Here is a 22,349-nt window from a genome sequence, read left to right on the forward strand (position 1 = left end):
CGAGGATGCAGGCTGCTGAATCCCACAGGAAGCATTGTTATGCAGCCACGTCGTCGCGCAGTCGGTCTGATTGCGTTTCTGCTGATACTAGTGATTGCGGGCATGCTGGCCGCCGCCCTTCATTTCAAAAAAAACGCCGATGCGCTGTGGCAAATCGTCAGCGAAAAGTGCTTGCCCAATCAGCTGCGGCATGGCGAGCCGGCTCCCTGCCAGCGGGTTGATCTGCAGCATCGCTACGCCACGCTGAAAGATATTCACGGCCCGCTGCAATATCTGCTGATCCCGCTCGATAAAATTACTGGCATTGAAAGCCCGCAGCTGTTGAAGACCACCACGCCCAACTATTTTGCTTTCGCCTGGCATGAACGCCAGTTACTGGCGCAACGGCGCGGCTCACCGATCGACGATCGGGTGCTTTCGCTGGCGATCAACGCACAGTACGGCCGCACCCAGAACCAGCTCCATATTCATCTCTCCTGTTTACGGCCGGATGTGCGTCAGCAGCTTGATCAGCTGATGCCGCAGCTTACGGCGCGGTGGCAGGCGACCACGCTGCGCAATCATCGCTACTGGCTGCGCACGCTGACGCCCGCAGAGCTGGCACAGCAAAGCGTTTTCATCCGTCTGGCGGATGAGGTGCCACAGGCACGTACGGCGATGGGAAAATATGGTCTGGCGCTGGCGGGTTTATCTGACGGACGGCTGGTGTTGATGGCGATTGAGCGTAACTGGCTGCTGCTGAACCGTGGTTCAGCGGAAGAGGTGCAGGATCATCGCTGTCAGCTGATCTCGCCAATAAAAAAGGCGGCTTAATTAGCCGCCTTCAGGGTGCGCATTAGCGCTTAGGCATTTTTCGCCGCTGCTGCCGCTTTAACAATCACGGCAAACGCATCGGCTTTCAGTGACGCACCGCCAACCAGCGCGCCATCAATGTCGGGCTGGGTAAACAGCTCAGCAGCATTTTTATCGTTGACCGAACCGCCGTACTGAATGATGACCTGTTCAGCGATCGCCGCATCTTTCTTCGCGATATGATCACGAATAAATTTATGCACCGCCTGCGCCTGCGCAGGGGTCGCTGATTTACCGGTACCGATAGCCCAGACTGGCTCGTAAGCGATGACCGCGTCTTTAAACGCTTCGGCGCCCTGCGTTTCCAGCACGGCATCCAGCTGACGCGCGCAGACTTCTTCGGTTTTACCCGCTTCGTTTTCTGCTTCGGTTTCGCCAATGCACAGCACCGGTACCAGACCCACTGACTTCAGCACTGCGTATTTCTTCGCAATGAATTCGTCGCTTTCTTTATGGTAGGTGCGGCGTTCGGAGTGACCGATGATGATGTATTTCGCACCGATATCTTTCAGCATCTCGGCAGAAACTTCACCGGTGAAGGCGCCAGACAGGTTAACGTCTACGTTCTGCGCACCCAGTGCGATGTGGCTACCAGAGATGGCATGTTTCGCCTGCTCGAGATAGACGGTTGGCGGTGCAATGGCAACGCCACACCCATCAACGCCGGACAGTTCCTTGCGCAGACCGTCGATCAGTTCGGCTGTCATCTGCTTGCTGCCATTCAACTTCCAGTTACCCATAACCAGTGGATGTCGCATTCTATCCTCCGCATAACGCGATACATGAAAAATCACTGCCAGCTGGCAGCGTTGTCTGCCAGACAGTATAGAGATCAAATGTGGCGATGGCTTTGCTTTTCGTCATTTTTGCCCACATCATCAGGGGGTCGCGAGCGCCAGTTTGACCGGTTCAATCGCAAAGGTTAATCCCTTGTCGCCATTGTCAGCCACCACAAAACGCAACGCGCCTTCGACGTGAGCATAGTAGGGCGATCCCTTACCTTCTTTCAGCAATCCATCCAGCTTTTTACGCCCCTCTTCAGCGCTTAAACCCGGGACGAAGAAGCGCAGCGAAGCGGTCATATAGGCCAGCGCTTTCTCCTGTGACGCACTCTGATCCGGACCGGGCAGCGGCAGCCAGGTAATCTGCAGCGTTTTGATTTTGCCGGTTCCCGGCTCCAGCGCCGTCGAGGCATACAGGGTTTCGTTAATCTTGCTGGCGGCGCGCGTCAGGTTGCTTTTGTCACCGCGATTATCGATGGCGCGATACTCCAGCAGCGGCAATGCCGGGTTAGCCAGATTGTACTTTTCGCGAAACTGGCCGATCGTCATATCAAAGGTGGGCGCACCCGCCAGCAGATAAGGCGCAGCGGGCAGCGCGTCGGCCCGATCCTGCGGTTGCGGATCGGCGGCAAATGCCGGAACCGTCAGCGCAAGCGATAACAGCAGTGCGCCAGGCAAATTCTTCATTTTGTCGACCCTAACCAGTAAACTCAGGCCCAAATTAGAACGGTTTTTATCCGCGAGGTCAAAAGCGCGGCGGCTTTAATTTCTGCTGGGACAATAATGCATGACGTTACAACAATGGTGTTTTTCTTATCGTGGCCGGCTGGGGCGACGTGACTTCTGGATCTGGCAGGCGGTCTGGCTGTTGACGACCACCTTATTATTCGTTTTAGCGGCGAATGAGTGGCTGGATACGCAAATGGCCGCATTCGGCGTGGTATGCCTGCTGTGGCCCGCCAGCGCGGTGCTGGTAAAGCGTCTGCACGATCGTAATCGTCGCGGCTACTGGGGATTTTTACTGATTGCAGCCTGGCTGTTGGTGGCGGGAAACTGGAGCATGTTAGACGGCATCCTGCCGTGGCTGGTGGGACGGGCCATTCCATTTGTGATACTGGCTGGACTGCTACTCGATCTCGGCGTGTTTCGCGGCACCCCCGGCGATAACCGGTTTGGTGCCGCGGCGCAGCCTGTGCGTTACTGGCAGGCGGCTCACCAGTAATGTTCGCTGGTGATGTGGCCCGGTTTGCGCTTCAGGTGTTTGCGCATCTCGCGCGTCTCCTTAAGCAATTGCTGGGTATCACGCACCATCTGCGGGTTGCCGCACAGCATTACGTGGCTGCTGTCGGCATCGAGCGGTAATCCCACTGCGCGTTCCAGTTCGCCATTTTCAATCAGCGCAGGCACCCGGCCGGTGAGTGAACCGGCGATCTGTTCGCGGCTGACTACCGTCTGGATATGCAGCTTGCCGTGATAAACCTGCTGTAACTGCTGCATCAGCGGCAAAAAACTCAGGTCAGCAGCGTAACGCGCCGCATGAACCAGCACGATATTTTCAAACCGGTCCAGACCTTCGCCCTGCTGGAGCATAGAAAGATAAGGACCGATGGCGGTGCCGGTCGCCAGCATCCACAAGGTCCGGCAGTCCGGTACCTCATCCAGCACAAAGAAACCGGCCGCCTCTTTGGTCACCATTACCTGATCGCCAGGACGCAGCGCGTGTAAATGCGGGCTGAGCTTGCCGTCCGGTACGGTGACCAGATAGAACTCCAGCAGGTCATCTTTAGGCGCATTGACGTAGGAGTAAGCACGCTGGACACGTTCGCCATCAATTTCTAACGCCAGCTTGGCAAACTGGCCGGCGATAAACGGATCGACTGGCGCCTGAACCCGAAGGCTGAACAGCGCATCCGTCCAGTTTTTAACTTCCTTCACTTGAGCATTGACCCACTCGGCCATAATCACTCCCTGGTTGTTGATTATTCAGGCAGATGGCTATTTTCGCGACTGTGCCGCGAGATTGCTACCCTGCGTCCGGACAAAGGCTCTAATCGACAAACTGTTGCGTTACCTTTACAAGCTGGTGCATAAACTTGACGGGCGCAAGTCCGACCCTTTTTCGCTGCCTCTCGCTTTGTCATTTAATCCTGATATTTTTCACGCCATAACGAAACACTCAGCCGGTTAACGGCTGTTTTAACCTCTTTTCTCAGACAGATATGTTACTCAATCATGATGAATAAACTGGAAAATCGCCGCTTGCTGGTGATGCTGATTGTGCTGGTGGCAGTCGGGCAGATGGCGCAGACCATCTATGTACCGGCGATGGCCGCCATGGCTGACGCGCTAAACGTACGCGATGGTGCGCTGCAACGGGTGATGGCAGCCTATCTGATGACCTACGGTGGATCGCAGCTGATCTACGGTCCCCTGTCGGACAGTGTCGGACGCCGGCCGGTGATCCTGGCGGGGATGATGATCTTTATGATCGGCGCGATCACCGCATTGATGGCCACGTCGCTTAATATGCTGGTGCTTGGCAGCGCGGTGCAGGGACTGGGAACCGGCGTAGCGGGCGTAATGGCCCGTACCATGCCGCGCGATCTCTACGAGGGACACGCGCTACGCCGGGCCAACAGCCTGCTTAATATGGGGATTCTGGTCAGCCCGCTGCTGGCACCGGTGATTGGCGCTCTGCTGACACAGCTGTTTGGCTGGCATGCCTGTTTCGCCTTCCTGCTGCTGCTCTGCCTGGCCGTCACCGCCTCTATGGCGCGCTGGCTGCCGGAAACCCGTCCCTACAGTGCAGAAGTCACGCCGTTCTTTAAGCGCTATGTCCGTTTGCTCAGTGACGCCAATTTCGTTCGCTATATTGTACTGCTGATTGGCGCGCTGGCGGGGATTGCGGTGTTTGAGTCGAGCTGTGGCGTACTGCTGGGCGGCGTGCTCGGCCTGAACAGCCTGACCGTCAGCATTCTGTTTATCCTGCCGATTCCGGCGGCCTTTTTTGGTGCCTGGTTCGCCGGACGCGAGCAGGGCTCCTGGCACAGCCTGATGTGGTGGGGCGTTAATAGCTGCCTGCTGGCTGGAGTGCTGATGTGGGTGCCGGCCTGGTTTGGCGTGATGAATATCTGGACGCTGCTGGTGCCGGCGGCGCTGTTTTTCTTTGGTGCCGGCATGCTGTTCCCGCTGGCAACCTCGGGCGCAATGGAACCTTACGCCTGGCTGGCTGGCAGCGCGGGCGCACTGATTGGCGGGATGCAGAATCTCGGATCCGGTCTGGTGGCGTGGCTGTCGGCGCTGATGCCGCAGCACGATCAGTTCAGCCTCGGAATGCTGATGTTCTTTACTGCGCTGGTGATGCTGCTGTGTTGGTTGCCGCTCTCACGTCAGCCGGAGCGCGGCAACCAGCCGGTTACAGGATAAACGGATGGAGCGCCGGATCTTTACGGTCGAGGTAGTGAATCGACTGGATGCGGCGAATGGTGCGTGACTTACCGCGAATCAGCAGGGTTTCACTGGTGGCGATATTGCCCTGACGCGTGATGCCCTTCAGCAGGTCGCCGCTGGTAATGCCGGTGGCGGCAAACACCACATTGTCGTTGCGCGCCATCTCATCCAGCGGCAGCACTTTACCCGCTTCAATACCCATCTCAGCACAGCGCTGTAGCTCCTGTTCGCCCAGCCGCCGGTTCTCTTCACTGTCACCTTTAACCTGATGACGCGGCAGTAACCGGCCCTGCATATCGCCGTCCAGCGCGCGGATCACCGCCGCTGAAACCACGCCTTCCGGTGCGCCGCCGATGCCATACATCACATCCACTTCGCTGTCCGGCATGCAGGTCAGGATTGAGGCCGCGACGTCGCCATCCGGGAAGGTAAATACCCGCACGCCAAGCTGTTGCAGCTCGCTGATGACCGCGTCATGGCGCGGCTTCGCCAGAATCGACACGGTTAACTGTGCCAGCGGTTTATTCATCGCCGCGGCAATATTTCGCAGGTTAGTTTCCAGCGGCAGGTCGAGATTGATCTGCCCACGCGCAGCCGGACCCACAATCAGCTTTTCCATGTACATATCGGGTGCATGAAGAAAGCTGCCCTTGTCGCCGACGGCCATTACCGCCAAAGCGTTTGCCTGGCCGAGGGCGGTCATCCGGGTGCCCTCGATCGGATCGACCGCGATATCGACCGCATCGCCGCGCCCGGTACCGACTTTCTCACCGATGTAGAGCATCGGCGCTTCATCGATTTCGCCTTCACCGATCACAATCTGACCGTCGATTTCAATCGAGTTCAGTACGTGGCGCATAGCATGGACAGCGGCACCGTCGGCCGCATTTTTGTCGCCGCGTCCTAACCAGTGATAGCCTGCCAGCGCGGCAGCCTCGGTTACGCGGGAAAATTCAATCGCAAGTTCTCGTTTCATGGCATCTACCTGACAAAAAACAGGCAGGCAGTGTAACACAGCGGGGGAGAGCGGCGGGGAAAAGGCCCGCGACAGCAACGGTCGCGGGCGTTGATCTTACTCTTGATCTTCCCATGCCTGAGCACGGGCGACGGCTTTCTTCCAGCCGGCATAACGGAAGTTACGCTCGGTGGTTTCCAGGCTTGGACGGAACTCACGTTCAATCACCGCTTTAGAGCGGACTTCATCCAGATCCTGCCAGAAGCCGACTGCCAGACCTGCCAGGTAGGCAGAGCCCAGCGCCGTGACTTCACGCACTTCCGGGCGCTCAACGCGGGTGCCGAGAATGTCAGACTGGAACTGCATCAGGAAGTTGTTGGCAACCGCACCGCCATCCACACGCAGCGCCTGCAGACGGGTATTGGCATCGTTCTGCATCGCTTCCAGCACATCGCGGGTCTGATAGGCGATAGACTCCAGCGTCGCACGGATGATGTGGTTGGCATTGGCGCCACGCGTCAGGCCGAAGATGGCGCCGCGGGCATACGGGTCCCAGTAAGGCGCACCCAGGCCGGTAAAGGCCGGGACCATGTAAACGCCGTTGGTATCTTTCACCTTCATGGCGAAGTATTCAGAGTCAGCCGCATCGCTGATCAGCTTCATCTCATCACGCAGCCACTGAATGGAGGCACCACCGATAAACACTGCGCCTTCCAGCGCATAGTTCACTTCACCGCGTGGACCGCAGGCGATGGTGGTCAGCAGGCCGTGCGTGGAGGTGACCGCTTCGGTGCCGGTGTTCATCAGCATAAAGCAGCCGGTACCGTAGGTGTTTTTCGCCATGCCAGGCTGAACGCACAGCTGGCCATACAGCGCGGCCTGCTGGTCACCGGCAATCCCGGCGATAGGAATACGCGTACCGCCTTTACCCCCGATGTTGGTCTGGCCGTAAACTTCTGACGATGATTTCACTTCCGGCAGCATTTCACGCGGGATATCCAGGATATCCAGCATGCGCTGATCCCACTCCAGCTTGTGGATATTGAACATCATGGTACGTGAGGCGTTGGTGTAATCGGTGATATGCACCCGACCCTGCGTCATTTTCCATACCAGCCAGGTATCAACGGTACCGAACAGCAGCTCACCACGTTTTGCACGCTCACGCGCGCCTTCCACATGGTCGAGGATCCACTTCACTTTGGTGCCGGAGAAGTACGGGTTAATCACCAGGCCGGTGGTGTGCTGGATATACTCTTCCAGCCCCTCTTTCTTCAGCTTGTGGCAATAATCAGCGGTACGTGGATCCTGCCAGACGATGGCGTTATAGATTGGCTTGCCGGTCTCTTTGTCCCAGACGATGGCGGTTTCACGCTGGTTGGTGATACCAATGGCTGCGATCTCATCAGAGCGAATGTCGGCGTGCGCCAGCACTTCAACCAGCGTCGAGCTTTGTGACGCCCAGATATCCATCGGGTCATGCTCAACCCAGCCCGCTTTCGGGTAGATTTGGGTAAATTCACGCTGCGATACCGCTACAATGTTGGCGTCGTGATCGAGGATCACCGCACGTGAACTGGTTGTGCCCTGATCGAGCGCGACAATATATTTTTTATCGGTGGTAGTCATAAATTCTGTCCTGATGATAAAAGGTGAAACTTACGCTTTACGCTGCTGAGCGCGCGCAACCGGTTTTTCTGCTGGAACGCTGGCCGGTTCCTGAGCTGTGCCTGGCAGGTAACGGGCAATCAGTACGCGATAAGCGACTGCACCCAGGCAAGCACCAACCAGTGGGCCAAAAATCGGCACGAGGAAGTAAGGGATGTCACGACCGCCGGTAAAGGCAACGTTACCCCAGCCTGCCAGCCATGCGAAGATCTTCGGTCCGAAATCACGTGCCGGGTTCAGGGCGAAGCCGGTCAGTGGACCCATCGCGCCGCCGATAATCGCTACCAGCAGGCCGATCAACAGGGGTGCCAGCGGACCCCGTGGAATGCCGTTGCCGTCATCCGTCAGGCCCATAATGACCGCCATTAATACTGCAGTGATCACCATCTCAACCAGGAAAGCCTGACCAACACCGATGTGCGGGTTAGGGTAGGTAGAGAAGATGCCCGCCAGGTCGAGACTTTCAACCGTACCGCGCACCATCTGATGGCTCTGCTCGTAGTCGATAAACAGGCTGTAGTAGAGACCGTACACCAGCGCGGCAGCACAGAATGCGCCGGCAACCTGCGCCACGATGTAGGGAACGACTTTACGCCCTTCAAAATTGGCGAACAGGCAAAGCGCAACGGTAATAGCCGGATTCAGATGCGCACCTGAAATACCGGCAGTAAGGTAGGCGGCCATGGAAACACCCAAGCCCCAGATAATACAAATTTCCCACTGACCGAAGGCGGCGCTGGCGAGTTTCAGCGCAGCTACACAGCCTGCACCAAAGAAAATGATCAAGCCGGTCCCCAGAAATTCGGCAATACACTGACCTTTGAGCGTGTTAGTTGTCTGACTCATAATAATTGTTCCTGAAGCGAGGTTAAATTTTATCAGTTTTTGTTCTCAGTCCATGAGTCACCCAGCTTTATTGTAGGGCTGATGTAAATTTATCGTTAACGAACATAAACGAGAAATAGCGAAATCGTTTTTTGTGTACTGCGTCATAAAAATGCGCGTTTTCGCGTATTCTGGCTTTCTTAAATCATCATTCGGCACTTACTGCCGCGGCCGGTGCAGGCGGCAAAAGTGCAGCCGCGCTAAGCGCAGCGGAATCTTAGGGATTGGCTGAAAAGTGTTACAGACTGCGCCCGGCGCGCCCGCGTTGCTGGACTTGCGGGGTGAGGCTACATACAATCGGGACAACGTTGCTGGCTTACGCTGGCATCATCAACGCCTTGCAGGAATTTAGGAGAGGTCAGAAAGATGTCATTTGAAGTGTTTGAGAAACTGGAAGCGAAAGTACAGCAGGCGATTGATACCATCACCCTGTTGCAGATGGAAATCGAAGAGCTGAAAGAGCAGAACAACGCACTGCGTAACGATGCGCAACAAGTCGCGGGCAACCACGATGCGCTGATGCGTGAAAATCAGCACCTGAAAGAAGAGCAGCACGTATGGCAGGAACGTCTGCGCGCATTGCTGGGAAAAATGGAAGAGGTTTGAAGCCTCAGCTGACGTGAAAACGGGTGCTCAGGCACCCGTTTTTCATGGCTGGCGTTATTCGAGGTCCAGCGCGTCTTCTGACAGAATGATACCGGTGTTATCGGCATAGAGATGGTCGCCGGAAAAGAAGGTGACGCCGCCAAAATTGACGCGCACATCGCTTTCACCAATCCCTTCACCGGCTGCGCCAGCCGGGATCGCCGCGATCGCCTGAATGCCAATCTCCAGCTCTTCCAGTTCATCAACCTGACGAACTGAACCGTAAATCACCAGGCCTTCCCACTCGTTAGTGGCCGCCAGGCGCGCCAGCTGGGCATCGACCAGCGCCCGACGCACTGAGCCGCCGCCGTCAATCACCAGCACCCGACCCCGGCCATTTTCTTCCAGCAGGTCGTAAAGTAAGCCGTTGTCTTCAAAGCATTTCACTGTGGTAATCTGACCACCGAATGAAGTGCGCCCACCAAAGTTTGAAAAAAGCGGTTCAACAACATTCACTTCTTCATGGTAGATATCGCAGAGTTCAGATGTATCGTATTTCATAAGGGTTTCGTCTGTTTGCCACAGGAGCGGTAAGTATATCGCTTTATGCTGATTGTTGGCAAAATCATCAGTGGAAAAAAGCAGCGTTGCATCAAGAGCATGCATAAAAAAGCCCAACCGGATGGCTGGGCTTCAGAAAAGTGCTGATCGCGCCGATTAGAGGATAAAGCGGCTCAGGTCTTCGTCGGCCACCAGTTCATCCAGATGTTTACCGACATAGTCAGCATCAATGGTGACGGATTCGCCGTGACGATCGCTGGCGTCATATGAGATATCTTCCATCAGACGTTCCAGCACGGTATGCAGACGACGCGCACCGATGTTTTCGGTGGTCTCGTTCACCTGCCAGGCCGCTTCAGCGATACGACGAATACCGTCGGCGGTGAAGTCGATGTTAACGCCTTCAGTGTTCATTAACGCTTTATACTGCACGGTTACCGACGCGTTCGGTTCAGTCAGAATGCGCTCGAAATCGTTCACGGTCAGCGCCTGCAGTTCAACGCGAATCGGCAGACGACCCTGCAGTTCCGGGATCAGATCGGACGGGCTGGCCACCTGGAAAGCGCCGGAGGCGATAAACAGAATGTGGTCAGTTTTCACCATGCCGTGCTTGGTTGAAACAGTACAGCCTTCAACCAGCGGCAGCAGGTCGCGCTGAACTCCTTCACGTGACACATCCGGGCCGCCGGCATTCTGGCCGCCGCGCTTACAGATTTTGTCGATCTCATCGATAAACACGATACCGTGCTGTTCGACCGCCTCAATGGCTTCCTGCTTCAGCTCTTCCGGATTGACCAGTTTGGCCGCTTCTTCTTCTACCAGCAGCTTCATTGCTTCTTTGATCTTCAGCTTGCGTGGCTTCTGTTTCTGGCCGCCGAGGTTCTGGAACATCGACTGCAGCTGGCTGGTCATCTCTTCCATGCCCGGAGGTGCCATGATCTCAACGCCCGGACCGCTGGCGGCCAGGTCGATCTCAATCTCTTTGTCATCCAGCTGACCTTCGCGCAGTTTTTTACGGAAAGACTGGCGGGCGGCTGACGGCTCAGGTGCCTGCTCTGGCTGGCCCCAGTTATTTTTCGCCGGTGGGATCAGCACATCAAGGATGCGCTCTTCCGCCATCTCTTCGGCGCGGTATTTGTTCTTTTCAATCGCCTGACTGCGGACCATTTTGATGGCGGAGTCAGTCAGGTCGCGGATGATCGAGTCCACTTCTTTACCGACATAACCTACTTCGGTGAATTTGGTCGCTTCGACTTTAATAAACGGCGCGTTCGCCAGTTTAGCCAGTCGACGGGCGATCTCGGTTTTACCGACACCGGTCGGGCCGATCATCAGAATGTTTTTCGGTGTTACTTCATGACGCAGTTCTTCGTCAAGCTGCATGCGGCGCCAGCGGTTACGCAGCGCAATGGCCACGGCGCGCTTAGCGCTGTCCTGGCCGATGATAAAACGGTTCAGCTCGCTGACGATTTCGCGCGGAGTCATCTCAGACATGTTTTAATCCTTACGCCTTGGACGGTAATTCTTCGAAATTAACGTTATGGTTAGTGTAGATGCAGATATCACCCGCGATGTTCAGCGATTTTTCGACGATGTCGCGTGCACCCATCTCAGTATTTTCCAGCAGCGCACGGGCGGCTGCCTGGGCGAAAGGACCACCGGAACCGATGGCGATCAGATCATTTTCAGGCTGGATGACATCACCGTTGCCGCTGATGATCAGCGACGCTGACTCATCGGCGACCGCCAGTAATGCTTCAAGGCGGCGCAGCATGCGGTCAGTACGCCAGTCTTTGGCCAGCTCAACCGCGGCTTTCACCAGGTGGCCCTGATGCATTTCCAGTTTACGTTCGAAGAGTTCAAACAGGGTGAAGGCATCTGCAGTGCCGCCAGCGAACCCGGCGATCACTTTATCGTTGTATAAACGACGCACTTTTTTAACGTTGCCTTTCATCACGGTATTGCCGAGCGTAGCCTGGCCATCACCGCCAATCACTACCTGGCCGTTGCGTCGTACACTTACTATTGTTGTCACGGGCAGACCCCTTGTTGCATTCGGAAAAAGGCTCCGCGCACCAGGCGCGGAGGATCATGCAAACAGATATGGGGCGGGTTTGTCGGGTTTCAACCCCCGACGGCGAGCGGAATACAGCTGGAGTGACCGGAACTGCGCAGGCGTTTCAGGGTGCTATCGGCGGTGGCGCGGTCTTTATAAGGCCCGATAACCACACGATTCCAGCCGCCGCCGGTAGTAATCCGGCTTTCAAAACCTTCGAAGGCTAAGCCAGCACGTACCGATTCCGCCTGGTCAGTGCCTTTGAAGGAGCCACACTGCACCATCCAGCGCTGAGAAGAGGCTTTCTCGGCGGGCTTGGCCTTCGCCGTTTCCTGCGGTTTCGGTTGTGACACCGGCTCACGCGTAATCGGTGCAGGCTGCGTCTGGCGCTGTACATTTTGCTGCTGCTGCTGCTGCTGCTGCTGCTGACGCTGTTGTTGCTGCTGCAATTGTTGCTGACGTTGCTGCTGCTGTTGCGCCTGCAACTGCTGGCGTTGTTGTTGTTGCTGTACCTGCTGCTGTTGACGTTGCAGTTGCTGCAACTGCTGCTGATGTTGCAGCGTTTGCTGACGCTGAGCCGGAGTCTGTTCGTTCCACGGCACTTCGTTCAGCTGCGTTGGCTGCTGACGCATGTCGGCCTGCATCTGCTCCAGCAACTGGCGCTGCTCGTCGGTCAGCTGCGTCTGCGACTTCACTTCACCGCCTGATGAGGGCTCGATAGGCGTCGGCACGGTGACCTGGCGATTTTCCAGCTCTTTGATGTACTTCCAGCGCTCTTCTGGCTTAGGCGGTAAGCCATTACCGTTGGCTTTATGATCCGTAATGACCGGCACGTCCTCTTTCTTGTGATGCGCCAGGAACCATAAACCACCGGCAAAGGTCACCAACACCGCAACCGCCAGTACAATCATCAATTTTGATGTTCCCGAACCGCCCTTACTCTTCTTGCCACGGCTGGGGCTTTTTTTGCGACGCGTCCCTGTTGAACGCCCGCGGCCTACATAATCTTTTTGTGCCACTCTCGTTCTGATACCCTTCAAAAAATAGTGCCAAATGGGCGAATCGATGGTTTTTACGCGCCCGGCAAGGAGTCCGCCATGTTACTTAAGGGCCGGAACTTTGACCAGCAGTGTTCGCCTTAAGAATCTACTGAAAAAAGTGCCAGATTTCGCTTATTTTTCACGCTTTTTTGCTGGCGCTGTGCTGCCACGAATGGTCAGCCCGGCATCCAGCAGCCGCGATCCACTGCTGACGCGTTTGCCCTGCAACTCATCCAGCAGCAGCAACATCGCTTCCCGGCCGATCTGATAACGCGGCTGCGTCACGGTGGTCAGCGGCGGCTCGCAGTAACGCGATAGCTCAATATCATCAAACCCGACGACCGACAGATCGTCCGGTATCCGCAGTCCGCTGCGTCTGGCCTGATTCATCGCCCCGAGCGCCATGATATCACTGTGGCAGAACAGGGCGCGTGGCGGTTGTGGCAGCGACAGCAGTTGTTTCATCGCCGCCACGCCCGCTTCAAAGGTAAAATCGCCCCGTACAATATAGGTGGGATCGACGGTTAAGCCGCTGCGGCGCATCGCCTGGACGTAACCCTGCAGGCGATACTGACAGAGCGGCATCTCTTCCGGTCCGGCGATACAGGCGATTTGCCGGTGTCCCAACTGCAGCAGATGATTGACCGCTTCAAACGCGGCGGTCAGGTTATCGATGTGTACGGTGGGCAGTGACATTTCCGGCGCAAACTCATTTGCCATCACCATCGGTGGCAAATTGCGCTGTTCATCGACGCTGGCATCAAAGGGGAGCTGTGAACCCAGCAGCACCATGCCATCGATCTGCCGCGTCAGCATCAGGTTCAGAAAGGTTCTTTCCTGCTGATTCTGGTGCGCGCAGTCGCCAATCAGGACCAGATAGCCCTCTGCGGCCGCCGTGACTTCGACGCCGCGAATGATTTCGCTGAAGAAGGGATCGCAGATGTCGGGAACAATCACCAGAATGGTCTGGGTATCGTTACGGCGCGCGTTGCGGGTCAGCCCATGCGGCGCATATCCCACCGCCGCAACCGCCTGCTCAACTTTCTGCCGGGTGGCGGCAGAGACTTTCTCCGGGTTCATCAGCGCACGCGAAACGGTGGCGGTTGAGACGCCCGCTTTTTCCGCTACGTCTTTCATGGTGGCGGCGGGCGGTTGTTGATTCTGCTCCAACACATGCTCCTGACGCGTTATGGCGCGTTCGATTCTGTTTTGCCTGATCTAAAAGCAAGCCGGGCAACATTGTTAACGATTGCCCGGCTGGTTGTTACTTAATTTGCATAAAAATTGTGACTTATGCGACTTTTTTCGATCTGGCTCGCAGTGTCAGCCGTATCAGCTCTCGGTGGGATCGATATCCAGCGTCCATTTTACTTTGCGCGCGGCGGGCAGGGTCGAAACCAGCGGCAATGAGCTGCTCAGTAACTGTTGCAGACGCTGGCGTGAAGGATGCTGCACCAGCAACTGCCAGCGCCAGCGGCCGCTGCGTTTTGGCTGCAGGGCGGGTAGTGGTCCCATAAACCACATCGCGCTGTCATTCAGCGGGCTCGATTCCAGCAGATTTCGCAGCTGCTGCAGAAATTCCGCCGCCTGTTGGTTATCCATATCTTCCGCCCGGAACAGTGCGTGGCGGCTCCATGGCGGCAGGAACACCGCCTGGCGCTCCAGCAGCGCCTGCTGGGCAAAGGCAAAATAACCTTTATGCAGCAGGGTCTGCAGCAACGGGTGTTCCGGATGGTGGGTCTGCAGCAGCACTTCGCCCTGTTTACCGGCCCGGCCGGCGCGACCGGCAACCTGCGTGTAGAGCTGGGCAAACCGTTCTGCCGCGCGGAAATCAGCGGAGAACAGGGCACCATCCACATCCAGCAGCGAGACCAGTGTGACGTCGGGGAAATGGTGGCCTTTTGCCAGCATCTGGGTACCGACCAGGATGCGGGCGCCGCCGCGATGAACATCGGCCAGATGCTGCTCCAGCGCACCTTTGCGGCTGGTGGTATCACGATCGATGCGCGATACCGGGATGCCGGGAAACAGCGTGCCGAGCTGCTGTTCCAGCTGCTCGGTGCCGACGCCCACCGGCAGCAAATGGGTCGAGCCACATTGCGGACATTGATTAGGCAGCGGTCGCTGGCTGTCGCAATGGTGGCAGCGTAGCTGGCGGTGATGCTGATGCAATGTGTAGTAGCGGTCACAGCGCGAACATTCGGCAATCCAGCCACAATCGTGACACAACAGGGCCGGTGAAAAGCCGCGGCGGTTCAGAAATAGCAGGACCTGATTGTCGGCCTGCAAATGATGACGCATTTTGCCGATCAGCGCCGGTGCCAGGCCGCCAGTCAGCTGCACGCCTTTCAGATCGATCAACTGTTGCAGGGCCGGTCGGGCATTGCCGGCGCGTTTCGTCAGGTCGAGCTGACGATATTTACCGCTGCGTACGTTGTGCAGCGTCTCCAGCGCCGGTGTCGCCGATCCCATCACTATCGGGATGTTCTCTTCATGCGCGCGGAATACTGCCAGATCGCGTGCCTGGTACCGCCAGCCTTCCTGCTGTTTATAGGAGCTGTCGTGCTCTTCATCAATGATGATTACCCCAGGACGCGCCAGTGGAGTAAACAGGGCCGAGCGGGTGCCGATCACGATAGCCGTTTCGCCCCGTCGCGCGCGCAGCCATACCGCCAGCCGTTCACTGTCATTTAAGGCAGAGTGGAGCACATCGATCGGCGCATCAAAGCGCTCACGGAAACGGGCAATGGTTTGCGGGGTTAGGCCAATTTCGGGTACCAGCACCAGCGCCTGCTTGCCGCGTGACAGCACATTCTCCAGCACGCTGAGATAAACCTCGGTTTTGCCGGAGCCGGTGATGCCCGCCAGCAGCCACGCGGCATACTGTTCATCTTCTGCCCGGATTGCGCCGACCGCCATCGCCTGATCGGTATTCAGCCGCAGGCGTTCGCCTTTGATCGCGAAGGTGGTGCGCCAGTCATGCATCTGCGGCTGATGTTCATGCAGATCGCACAGACCTTTAGCCCGCAGCGCCTGCATTGCCGCATCCGTCAGATCGTGTTCGCTGACCTGATGACGATAGAGCGGCCGCTGACGTAAGGCGGCCAGCGCCTGCTGCTGTTTCGGCGCGCGTTTTAAGCTTTCGGGTGCTGTAGCGCGACCCTGCTCGGTGATCACCCATTGCCATAATGGATTATCCTGCGCCGGTTTACCCTGACGCAGCAGCACCGGTATCGCATGGCTCAGCACTTCGCCAGTCGGCGAATGGTAGTAGCTGGCCGCCCAGTTGAGAATGCGCCACAACGACGGCGGATAGAGTGATTCGCTGTCCAGCACCTCCGCAACGCGCTTCAGTTGCGCTTCCGGCAGATCGCTGTTGTCACGCAGCGCAACGACAATGCCGATCATTTTGCGATTGCCGAAGGGCACGCTCACACGACCGCCAATTACTGGCTGCGCACCCACAGGAGGCAGATAGTCAAACAGGCGGGGCAAGGGGACGGGCAGGGCAACCTGAACAACGGGCATAGCAATCTCTTTCCGGCTCAATCATCGGGGAAGATAGTGTACACGCTGGCCCCGATGGCGGGTATCTCAGCAGAGATTTGCAGCAATCAGAAGTTAGCTGTATAATGTTGCGCCTTCGGTGAGAAAGATCTTGCCGGAGTCCACCCTTTATTGTTCAACCGCGTGTGGTGCTGTGCGGGTTACGACCTGGCACGGAGAGCGACACGGCCTTATCTGAGGTTTCCCATGAAACAAGGTATTCACCCGAAATACGAAGCAGTTACTATCAAATGTACCTGCGGCAACGAGATTCACACCCGTTCAACACTGACTCACGAACTGAACCTGGACGTTTGTGGTAAATGCCACCCGTTCTATACCGGTAAGCAGCGTGAAGTGGCAACTGGTGGCCGTGTTGACCGCTTTAACAAGCGTTTCAGCGTGCCAGGCGCTAAAAAATAAGATTAAAAGGCACCTGAACCTGCGGGTTCGGCGGCAAGAAAAACCCAGCTTCGGCTGGGTTTTTTTATAGCGTTTTTTTACTGGCGGGTAGGTTTATTACAAACTGGTGCCCGGTTCTGATGGTGCTACAGGCTTATTCAGTTCAAGGGTCTGCGTCGTATAGTTGCCATCCAGCTCACGCAGACTCGCGATCTTAGGCGCAGTAATGGTGATTTTATCGGCCTTCATGGTGCCTTTGGTGCAAAATACCCACCATACGCAGGATGAATTACTGATTTTCTCATCGGTAATCAGCGCCAGCGTTCCCGCTTCCATGCTGCCGGTATTATATATCCCGTTTTTGCCCTCTACGCTTAACAGTCCGGTAGTCTGCATCACCCCGCTATTCCGCACCTCTTTAGCCGCGACGGAAGCGCTCTGTCCGATGAGGGCCGCGTCGTTAGAGACTTTTGCAGCAGAAATATATGCTGCGCCTTGCGCGGTGACGTCTCCACCTGACAACAGATTAATCTCGTTTACCGCGAGCAGGCTGATATTATTGGCCTGCATTGAGCCGGAATTAAGCAGACTGGTGTTGAATTTAGCTTTAACTTCTTCACCAACCAGTCCAAAGCCGGTCAGCATTGTCAGATCTTTCCCGCTGGTGATTTTACCGGCGTTATCAATATTACCGGCCTGAGCAATGATACCGATATCTCCAGCTGCATCGATTTGCCCATGACTGCTATTAAAGACTGCCCCATCACTGATGATATCAATAGAATCAGTGGTTTTAATTGTGCCATTGTTAGTGAACGAGCCGGCTGTCTGCAGCACTGTCTGATGGGAAGAAAGCTGACCATTATTAATAATTCCGCTGCGAGTTTTGGCGTTAATAAAGCCACTTTCAACGGTGCCGTTGTTGATCAGCGCACCATCAGAGGTGATAGAAAGGCCGACGGCATTTAGTATGCCGTTATTATTTACCCCGGCACCCGCCTCAGTGGTTTGCAGTTGAATGATCCCCGCCGTTACGCCACCCAGCGCGCTGACATCAATACTGTTAGCGTAACGCACGCTGTTTTCCGCTGCCGTCATCTGGCCGGAAGCAATATTGTAATCATAGCTACCGGCGATAGCGTTCAACTGGCTGGTCTCTACCTGACCGCGGATGTTAATTTGCTGCGCCAGCAGGTCGGTATAATCTGCCCCTTTCAGGCCATCACCGCTGACAGCAAGCGAACCCTGTGCCACGTTAAAGCCGGTAAATGCACCATCGCTGAAGGTTGGCGTGCCGGTGGTGAGCGTGGCCCGGCCGGTATTAATAAAGCCGCAGCCAGAACAGCTAATGCCGTTAGGGTTGGCGATAATCACATCAGCCTTCTGGCCAGCAACTTCTATATAACCGTTGAGATAAGATGGATTTTTTGAAATGATCTCATTAAGAATCAGGCTGGCAGGGCCGTCCAGATTACTGTTGTGAGAAAGATTACCGCTTTCACGGATTAAATCGGTGGTGCTGTTATTAATCACCATGCCCTGAGTAGGGACATTGAATTTTTGGTACATATTATGCGAAAGACCATTCGCATCGGCTTTATTGATATTAACCACCGTTGCACCATTTGCATGGGTGTAAAGATCAAGTGCAGCAAAGGAAGACTGACTGCTGAGCGTAGCTAACGTCGCCAGAAATAATAAATTAATTTTAAGACTTTTCATTTTTATCCCTTTAAGTAATGATGTTTTTAAACTCTGTTTAACGGTAGTGATGGTAAAATTTTCCTCCTTTTCTCAGTATTTCCATTGCAGAGAGAAACCCAGCGTAAGGGGATCCGTGTGAAAGCCCTGTGGCTTTTTAAGAGGCGTGCCGGAAAAAAGATCAAGGTAGGTTTGCTGATATTTACCTCGCAAGCCAACGACGCTGCCGATAACCGTTTTCCCGTTGTAATATTGTTGACTCTGATGGCCATAAACCTGACCTGCATCAACGCCGATATAAGGTTGTATGGCCTTGTCGGGAAATATCCAGCTGATGTCGTTGCGCCAGTACCATCCCTTATTATCCTGAAGCGAATTTTCACCATCGAATCCGCGTACCGTCCAGCGATTTGCCAGTGAAAAACGACTCAGCGAAGAAACATTATCGGGTGAATATTGCAGGCTAAAATGGGGAGAATAGTTCAGCCAGTTACCGTAAAAAAGGAAGTTCACGGAGCCTTGCAGATCTAAGGTAACAATCCTGTCTTCTTTATCGATGAGTTTATATTCCTGCTCAACAGTCTGATGACTATTAAACCATGGCATCTTTTTTTGGTAACTCAGGCTGGCTGCCAGACCGGCATTATCGTAACTGAGCTGATGTTGCAGTACGGCTTTCCATCCCGCATTTTTCTTATGCATGCTGACGAGATCGAAACCATTGAGCGCATAGCGGGATTCGGTATTGAATATTTGCAGGCCAGCCGTCGTAGTCTGATGTTCGGTACGCGAGAGCAGGCGATTAAGTTGCGCGCTGTAGTAGCTGTTTTTGTTATTCAGCCGCCAGTTGGTCCAGTTACCGATCATATATTGTTGATACTGGCTCTGGCTGGCGTACAGATCGAGCCACCAGTAACCCCATGGAACAGAATAGCCAATCGATTTATTACTGTTACCTTTTACGGTATGTTTTGGCGCGATGTCGTGGCCATAGGAAGCATATAGCGTGTCACTCAGTGAGGTGATGTTATTTAAATAGAGTGCTGCGCCTCCCTGATAACGCCCGGTTGAGACCGAACCCGCATCATTGATCCACGCCCCCACCTGCCAGTATTTATCTTGTTCGCGCTGGATATAAAGATCACTTTTATTTTTCTCACGGCCAGGTGATACATTGATCCTGACCTGCGAACCCGGTACGCGCTGCAGATTAAAACTGCCCTGTTCGAGATCGCTTAGTTCGAGGATGTCGCCCGCTTTCAGCGGCAGGGTATTACGCAGACTGATATAATCGCCGCTGGCTTTATTAACCACGATATTGCCAATTTTACCGGCATTGATTTCAAAGGTTAACGCATGATCCGATAAATTCTGATTGGGTAAGTTAACCCGTGTGGTGATATAGCCCAGCCTGATAATTTCGTTTTGCAGGGTTTTTGCCAGCAGATTTATGCCCGCAATACCCAGACATTGACCTTCGGCCTGCGAGGTAAAATAACGTAATTTTTCAAGGTGAAGTTTTTTGCTATCCTGACGTAAATAAACCTTATCAATTTGGTGGCAATTCGATTCGTGTGGAAAACGGATCGCCTGACGTTCAATACCCTTTTTCTCAGATACGCTTTTTTGTGGTTTGGGGATTAACTGTTGTTTGCGAATCTGGTCCTGTAAAAGTGCATTAGCTTCGCTGTTTTTTTCTGCCACCGGCAGCACCGCATTTGCCAGGCCGGAAAAGGAAAAGGCCGAAAGGGTAAACAGATTAATAATTAAAAATAAGCGCTTTTGTTTTTTTGTTATAGATTTCAGTGCCATCATGCTTCCTGCAGACTCATTGCTTTGGCGGAAATCTTACGGAGTCAGCTAATCAGGAACAATAGTAATTCCTCCATTCAGTAATTGAATATAATCTCATCCTGGAATGAAAATATCCCGATAATATAAAAATGCGATGGATGTTATTACTATACGAATAAATCGTACTGAAAAAAGTCAGAATGGCGGGGCAGGCGGGAAGATAGAAAATGCGTCACCACAGATTAAGGTCAGATGAGCAGCACCCTTGCGGAGACTGCTCATCTGAAACAAAGCGATGTTAAGCGAAACAGGCCTGACGGATTAATATTCCCAGGTATCTGGATCGATACCCATGTCGCGCATGATCTTTTTCGCTTCTTCCGGAATCTCATCGCTGCGCTCTTTACGCAGGTCAACATCATCTGGCAGTGGCTGGCCGGTAAAAGCATGCAAAAACGCTTCACACAGTAGCTCACTGTTGGTGGCGTGACGCAGGTTGTTGACCTGACGACGGGTACGCTCATCCGTTAAAATCTTCAGCACGCTCAATGGGATAGAAACCGTAATCTTCTTGACCTGCTCGCTCTTCTTACCGTGCTCGGCGTACGGGCTGATATATTCGCCGTTCCATTCAGCCATGGGATACCTTAATTAATAAACGTTAAAAGTGAGGAAATCAGCGAATTATGCCTGATTTTTCCCTGCCTGACCCCTGATATGGCGGGTTTTCTTCGCTCACAGCGTCTGAATTATCGGGTGAGCGCCAGGCGATGACGCATAATTTTAGCGGTTATTGCGTTTCTGCTCAATCTATACGCAAAGACATTTAGATGTCCAGATGTATTGACGTCTAATTAGAGGGTGATATCCTGTGCCTCAACATTTCACATTTCAGGAACAATAAGCCCCATGACGCGCAAACAGGCAACCATCGCAGTACGCAGCGGTTTGAATGATGACGAGCAATATGGCTGCGTTGTCCCACCGATTCACCTCTCCAGCACCTATAACTTCCTGGATTTCAACGAGCCACGCGCACATGACTATTCACGTCGCGGTAATCCAACCCGCGATGTGGTGCAACGGACGCTGGCCGAACTGGAAGGCGGGGCAGGCGCGGTATTAACCAATACCGGCATGTCGGCTATTCACCTGGTGACGACGGTGTTCCTGAAGCCTGGCGACCTGTTGGTGGCGCCACACGACTGTTATGGCGGCAGCTACCGGTTGTTTGACAGCCTGAGCAAGCGCGGTGCTTATCGGGTGAAATTTGTCGATCAGGGTGACCTGAATGCGCTGCAGGCGGCGTTGGATGAAAAACCGAAGCTGGTGCTGATCGAAAGCCCCAGCAATCCACTGTTGCGCGTGGTCGATATCAGTGCGATCTGCGGCGCCGCACGCGCTGCTGGCGCCCTCAGCGTAGTGGATAACACCTTTATGAGTCCGGCGTTACAGAATCCGCTGGCACTGGGCGCGGACCTGGTGATCCACTCCTGCACCAAATACCTCAACGGTCATTCTGACGTGGTGGCGGGCGCGGTCATTGCCAAAGATCCTCAGCTGGCGACCGACCTGGCGTGGTGGGCTAACAACATTGGCGTCACCGGTTCGGCGTTTGATAGCTATCTGCTGCTGCGCGGCATCCGTACCTTAGCGCCACGCATGGCTGCGGCGCAACGCAACGCATTAGCAATTGTTGATTACCTGAAGCAACAGAAGCAGGTGAAAAAGTTGTATCATCCTTCGCTGCCGGAAAACGCCGGACACGAACATGCAGTGCGCCAGCAGCGCGGTTTTGGTGCGATGCTGAGCTTCGAGGTCGACGGTGATGAGGCCCTGCTGCGCCGCTTCCTGAAAGCGCTGCGGCTATTTACGCTGGCGGAATCACTGGGCGGGGTGGAGAGTCTGATTTCCCACACCGCGACCATGACGCATGCGGGAATGTCGGCAGAAGCACGGGCCGCAGCCGGCATCTCCGACACGCTGCTGCGTGTTTCTGTCGGCATCGAAGATCACGAAGATTTAATTGCCGATCTGGATAATGCATTCCGGATCGCAGCCGAGGGTTAAGC

At 54.9% G+C, this 22,349-nt stretch carries 21 protein-coding genes; 6 read left to right on the plus strand and 15 right to left on the minus strand.

The genetic code is table 11. The features are described 5' to 3' along the window. Window positions 1–39 precede the first annotated feature (39 nt). Window positions 40–813, plus strand: coding sequence for a CDP-diacylglycerol diphosphatase (locus ACLIBF_RS00790; RefSeq protein ID WP_046289521.1), 774 nt, complete (start codon window positions 40–42; stop codon window positions 811–813). 29 nt (window positions 814–842) lie between these two features. On the opposite strand, the gene tpiA is transcribed toward ACLIBF_RS00790, so the two are convergent. Further along, window positions 843–1,610 carry a triose-phosphate isomerase gene (gene tpiA / locus ACLIBF_RS00795; protein WP_031375607.1) on the minus strand — a complete coding sequence of 256 codons (768 nt, stop codon included), beginning with the start codon at window positions 1,608–1,610 and terminating at the stop codon, window positions 843–845. A gap of 120 nt (window positions 1,611–1,730) precedes the next feature. Next, a complete protein-coding gene (locus tag ACLIBF_RS00800) occupies window positions 1,731–2,321 on the minus strand; it encodes a DUF1454 family protein (protein ID WP_031375608.1) in 591 nt (196 codons plus the stop codon). 100 nt (window positions 2,322–2,421) lie between these two features. Between ACLIBF_RS00800 and ACLIBF_RS00805 the strand changes: the two genes are divergently transcribed. Continuing rightward, on the plus strand, window positions 2,422–2,856 hold the full coding sequence (locus ACLIBF_RS00805; protein ID WP_031375609.1) for a DUF805 domain-containing protein: 435 nt from the start codon (window positions 2,422–2,424) through the stop codon (window positions 2,854–2,856). On the opposite strand, the gene fpr is transcribed toward ACLIBF_RS00805, so the two are convergent. Next, window positions 2,847–3,593 carry a ferredoxin--NADP(+) reductase gene (gene fpr / locus ACLIBF_RS00810; RefSeq protein WP_031375610.1) on the minus strand — a complete coding sequence of 249 codons (747 nt, stop codon included), beginning with the start codon at window positions 3,591–3,593 and terminating at the stop codon, window positions 2,847–2,849. The two genes, ACLIBF_RS00805 and fpr, sit on opposite strands and share 10 nt — an antisense overlap. A gap of 273 nt (window positions 3,594–3,866) precedes the next feature. Between fpr and emrD the strand changes: the two genes are divergently transcribed. After that, entirely contained in the window at window positions 3,867–5,060 is a 1,194-nt protein-coding gene (gene emrD / locus ACLIBF_RS00815) for a multidrug efflux MFS transporter EmrD (RefSeq protein WP_031375611.1), read from the plus strand. Here the strand turns inward: emrD and glpX are convergent. The 3 genes from glpX to ACLIBF_RS00830 all read right to left on the minus strand — a co-directional run bounded on the left by glpX (window position 5,050) and on the right by ACLIBF_RS00830 (window position 8,553). Further along, window positions 5,050–6,060, minus strand: coding sequence for a class II fructose-bisphosphatase (gene glpX / locus ACLIBF_RS00820; RefSeq protein ID WP_031375612.1), 1,011 nt, complete (start codon window positions 6,058–6,060; stop codon window positions 5,050–5,052). The genes emrD and glpX overlap by 11 nt on opposite strands. A gap of 96 nt (window positions 6,061–6,156) precedes the next feature. After that, window positions 6,157–7,668, minus strand: coding sequence for a glycerol kinase GlpK (glpK, locus tag ACLIBF_RS00825; protein ID WP_046289522.1), 1,512 nt, complete (start codon window positions 7,666–7,668; stop codon window positions 6,157–6,159). A gap of 30 nt (window positions 7,669–7,698) precedes the next feature. Continuing rightward, window positions 7,699–8,553, minus strand: coding sequence for an MIP/aquaporin family protein (locus ACLIBF_RS00830; protein WP_448309141.1), 855 nt, complete (start codon window positions 8,551–8,553; stop codon window positions 7,699–7,701). A 405-nt stretch (window positions 8,554–8,958) separates the two neighbouring features. Here ACLIBF_RS00830 and zapB point away from each other — a divergent pair, with 405 nt between their 5' ends. After that, complete coding sequence (zapB, locus tag ACLIBF_RS00835; protein ID WP_031375614.1) at window positions 8,959–9,198, plus strand: cell division protein ZapB; 240 nt, start codon at window positions 8,959–8,961, stop codon at window positions 9,196–9,198. Between the two features lie 54 nt (window positions 9,199–9,252). Here zapB and rraA read toward each other — a convergent pair whose 3' ends face one another. The 6 genes from rraA to priA form a co-directional block, all read right to left on the minus strand. After that, window positions 9,253–9,738, minus strand: a complete 486-nt coding sequence (gene rraA, locus ACLIBF_RS00840; RefSeq protein ID WP_009088032.1) for a ribonuclease E activity regulator RraA — start codon at window positions 9,736–9,738, stop codon at window positions 9,253–9,255. A 156-nt stretch (window positions 9,739–9,894) separates the two neighbouring features. After that, window positions 9,895–11,232, minus strand: a complete 1,338-nt coding sequence (gene hslU / locus ACLIBF_RS00845; RefSeq protein WP_031377652.1) for an HslU--HslV peptidase ATPase subunit — start codon at window positions 11,230–11,232, stop codon at window positions 9,895–9,897. Between the two features lie 10 nt (window positions 11,233–11,242). Next, window positions 11,243–11,773 carry an ATP-dependent protease subunit HslV gene (gene hslV, locus ACLIBF_RS00850; protein WP_031377651.1) on the minus strand — a complete coding sequence of 177 codons (531 nt, stop codon included), beginning with the start codon at window positions 11,771–11,773 and terminating at the stop codon, window positions 11,243–11,245. Window positions 11,774–11,862: 89 nt separating this feature from the next. After that, complete coding sequence (gene ftsN, locus ACLIBF_RS00855) at window positions 11,863–12,813, minus strand: cell division protein FtsN (RefSeq protein ID WP_279810185.1); 951 nt, start codon at window positions 12,811–12,813, stop codon at window positions 11,863–11,865. 153 nt (window positions 12,814–12,966) lie between these two features. Next, window positions 12,967–14,004 (minus strand): DNA-binding transcriptional regulator CytR, encoded by a 1,038-nt coding sequence (gene cytR, locus ACLIBF_RS00860; RefSeq protein ID WP_031377649.1) that lies wholly within the window; start codon window positions 14,002–14,004, stop codon window positions 12,967–12,969. Between the two features lie 162 nt (window positions 14,005–14,166). After that, entirely contained in the window at window positions 14,167–16,362 is a 2,196-nt protein-coding gene (priA, locus tag ACLIBF_RS00865; protein ID WP_031377648.1) for a primosomal protein N', read from the minus strand. 225 nt (window positions 16,363–16,587) lie between these two features. On the opposite strand from priA, the gene rpmE reads away from it, so the two are divergent. Next, window positions 16,588–16,803 (plus strand): 50S ribosomal protein L31, encoded by a 216-nt coding sequence (gene rpmE, locus ACLIBF_RS00870; protein WP_003851227.1) that lies wholly within the window; start codon window positions 16,588–16,590, stop codon window positions 16,801–16,803. Window positions 16,804–16,899: 96 nt separating this feature from the next. Here the strand turns inward: rpmE and ACLIBF_RS00875 are convergent, their stop codons facing one another. The 3 genes from ACLIBF_RS00875 to metJ all read right to left on the minus strand — a co-directional run bounded on the left by ACLIBF_RS00875 (window position 16,900) and on the right by metJ (window position 20,916). Then, the gene (locus ACLIBF_RS00875; RefSeq protein WP_448309144.1) at window positions 16,900–18,504 is read right to left on the minus strand and encodes a filamentous hemagglutinin N-terminal domain-containing protein; all 1,605 of its coding nucleotides are present in this window, start codon (window positions 18,502–18,504) and stop codon (window positions 16,900–16,902) included. Between the two features lie 72 nt (window positions 18,505–18,576). After that, window positions 18,577–20,295: a ShlB/FhaC/HecB family hemolysin secretion/activation protein gene (locus ACLIBF_RS00880; RefSeq protein ID WP_448309145.1), complete on the minus strand. Its 1,719-nt coding sequence runs from the start codon at window positions 20,293–20,295 to the stop codon at window positions 18,577–18,579. Between the two features lie 303 nt (window positions 20,296–20,598). Next, window positions 20,599–20,916 (minus strand): met regulon transcriptional regulator MetJ, encoded by a 318-nt coding sequence (metJ, locus tag ACLIBF_RS00885; RefSeq protein ID WP_003851225.1) that lies wholly within the window; start codon window positions 20,914–20,916, stop codon window positions 20,599–20,601. A 270-nt stretch (window positions 20,917–21,186) separates the two neighbouring features. On the opposite strand from metJ, the gene metB reads away from it, so the two are divergent. Continuing rightward, on the plus strand, window positions 21,187–22,347 hold the full coding sequence (gene metB / locus ACLIBF_RS00890; RefSeq protein WP_069729882.1) for a cystathionine gamma-synthase: 1,161 nt from the start codon (window positions 21,187–21,189) through the stop codon (window positions 22,345–22,347). The last annotated feature ends 2 nt before the right edge of the window (window positions 22,348–22,349 follow it).

It is taken from the genome of Pantoea sp. PGP6, from assembly GCF_053474785.1.

Excerpts from the sequence above, each read along its gene's own strand:
- zapB (WP_031375614.1), top strand. The coding sequence starts at position 8,959 with ATGTCATTTGAAGTGTTTGAGAAACTGGAAGCGAAAGTACAGCAGGCG.
- metB (WP_069729882.1), top strand. The coding sequence starts at position 21,187 with ATGACGCGCAAACAGGCAACCATCGCAGTACGCAGCGGTTTGAATGAT.
- ACLIBF_RS00830 (WP_448309141.1), bottom strand. The coding sequence starts at position 8,553 with ATGAGTCAGACAACTAACACGCTCAAAGGTCAGTGTATTGCCGAATTT.
- glpK (WP_046289522.1), bottom strand. The coding sequence starts at position 7,668 with ATGACTACCACCGATAAAAAATATATTGTCGCGCTCGATCAGGGCACA.
- ACLIBF_RS00805 (WP_031375609.1), top strand. The coding sequence starts at position 2,422 with ATGACGTTACAACAATGGTGTTTTTCTTATCGTGGCCGGCTGGGGCGA.
- ACLIBF_RS00875 (WP_448309144.1), bottom strand. The coding sequence starts at position 18,504 with ATGAAAAGTCTTAAAATTAATTTATTATTTCTGGCGACGTTAGCTACG.
- fpr (WP_031375610.1), bottom strand. The coding sequence starts at position 3,593 with ATGGCCGAGTGGGTCAATGCTCAAGTGAAGGAAGTTAAAAACTGGACG.
- ACLIBF_RS00880 (WP_448309145.1), bottom strand. The coding sequence starts at position 20,295 with ATGGCACTGAAATCTATAACAAAAAAACAAAAGCGCTTATTTTTAATT.
- ACLIBF_RS00790 (WP_046289521.1), top strand. The coding sequence starts at position 40 with ATGCAGCCACGTCGTCGCGCAGTCGGTCTGATTGCGTTTCTGCTGATA.
- tpiA (WP_031375607.1), bottom strand. The coding sequence starts at position 1,610 with ATGCGACATCCACTGGTTATGGGTAACTGGAAGTTGAATGGCAGCAAG.
- emrD (WP_031375611.1), top strand. The coding sequence starts at position 3,867 with ATGATGAATAAACTGGAAAATCGCCGCTTGCTGGTGATGCTGATTGTG.
- priA (WP_031377648.1), bottom strand. The coding sequence starts at position 16,362 with ATGCCCGTTGTTCAGGTTGCCCTGCCCGTCCCCTTGCCCCGCCTGTTT.
- hslU (WP_031377652.1), bottom strand. The coding sequence starts at position 11,232 with ATGTCTGAGATGACTCCGCGCGAAATCGTCAGCGAGCTGAACCGTTTT.
- rpmE (WP_003851227.1), top strand. The coding sequence starts at position 16,588 with ATGAAACAAGGTATTCACCCGAAATACGAAGCAGTTACTATCAAATGT.
- metJ (WP_003851225.1), bottom strand. The coding sequence starts at position 20,916 with ATGGCTGAATGGAACGGCGAATATATCAGCCCGTACGCCGAGCACGGT.
- ACLIBF_RS00800 (WP_031375608.1), bottom strand. The coding sequence starts at position 2,321 with ATGAAGAATTTGCCTGGCGCACTGCTGTTATCGCTTGCGCTGACGGTT.
- rraA (WP_009088032.1), bottom strand. The coding sequence starts at position 9,738 with ATGAAATACGATACATCTGAACTCTGCGATATCTACCATGAAGAAGTG.
- glpX (WP_031375612.1), bottom strand. The coding sequence starts at position 6,060 with ATGAAACGAGAACTTGCGATTGAATTTTCCCGCGTAACCGAGGCTGCC.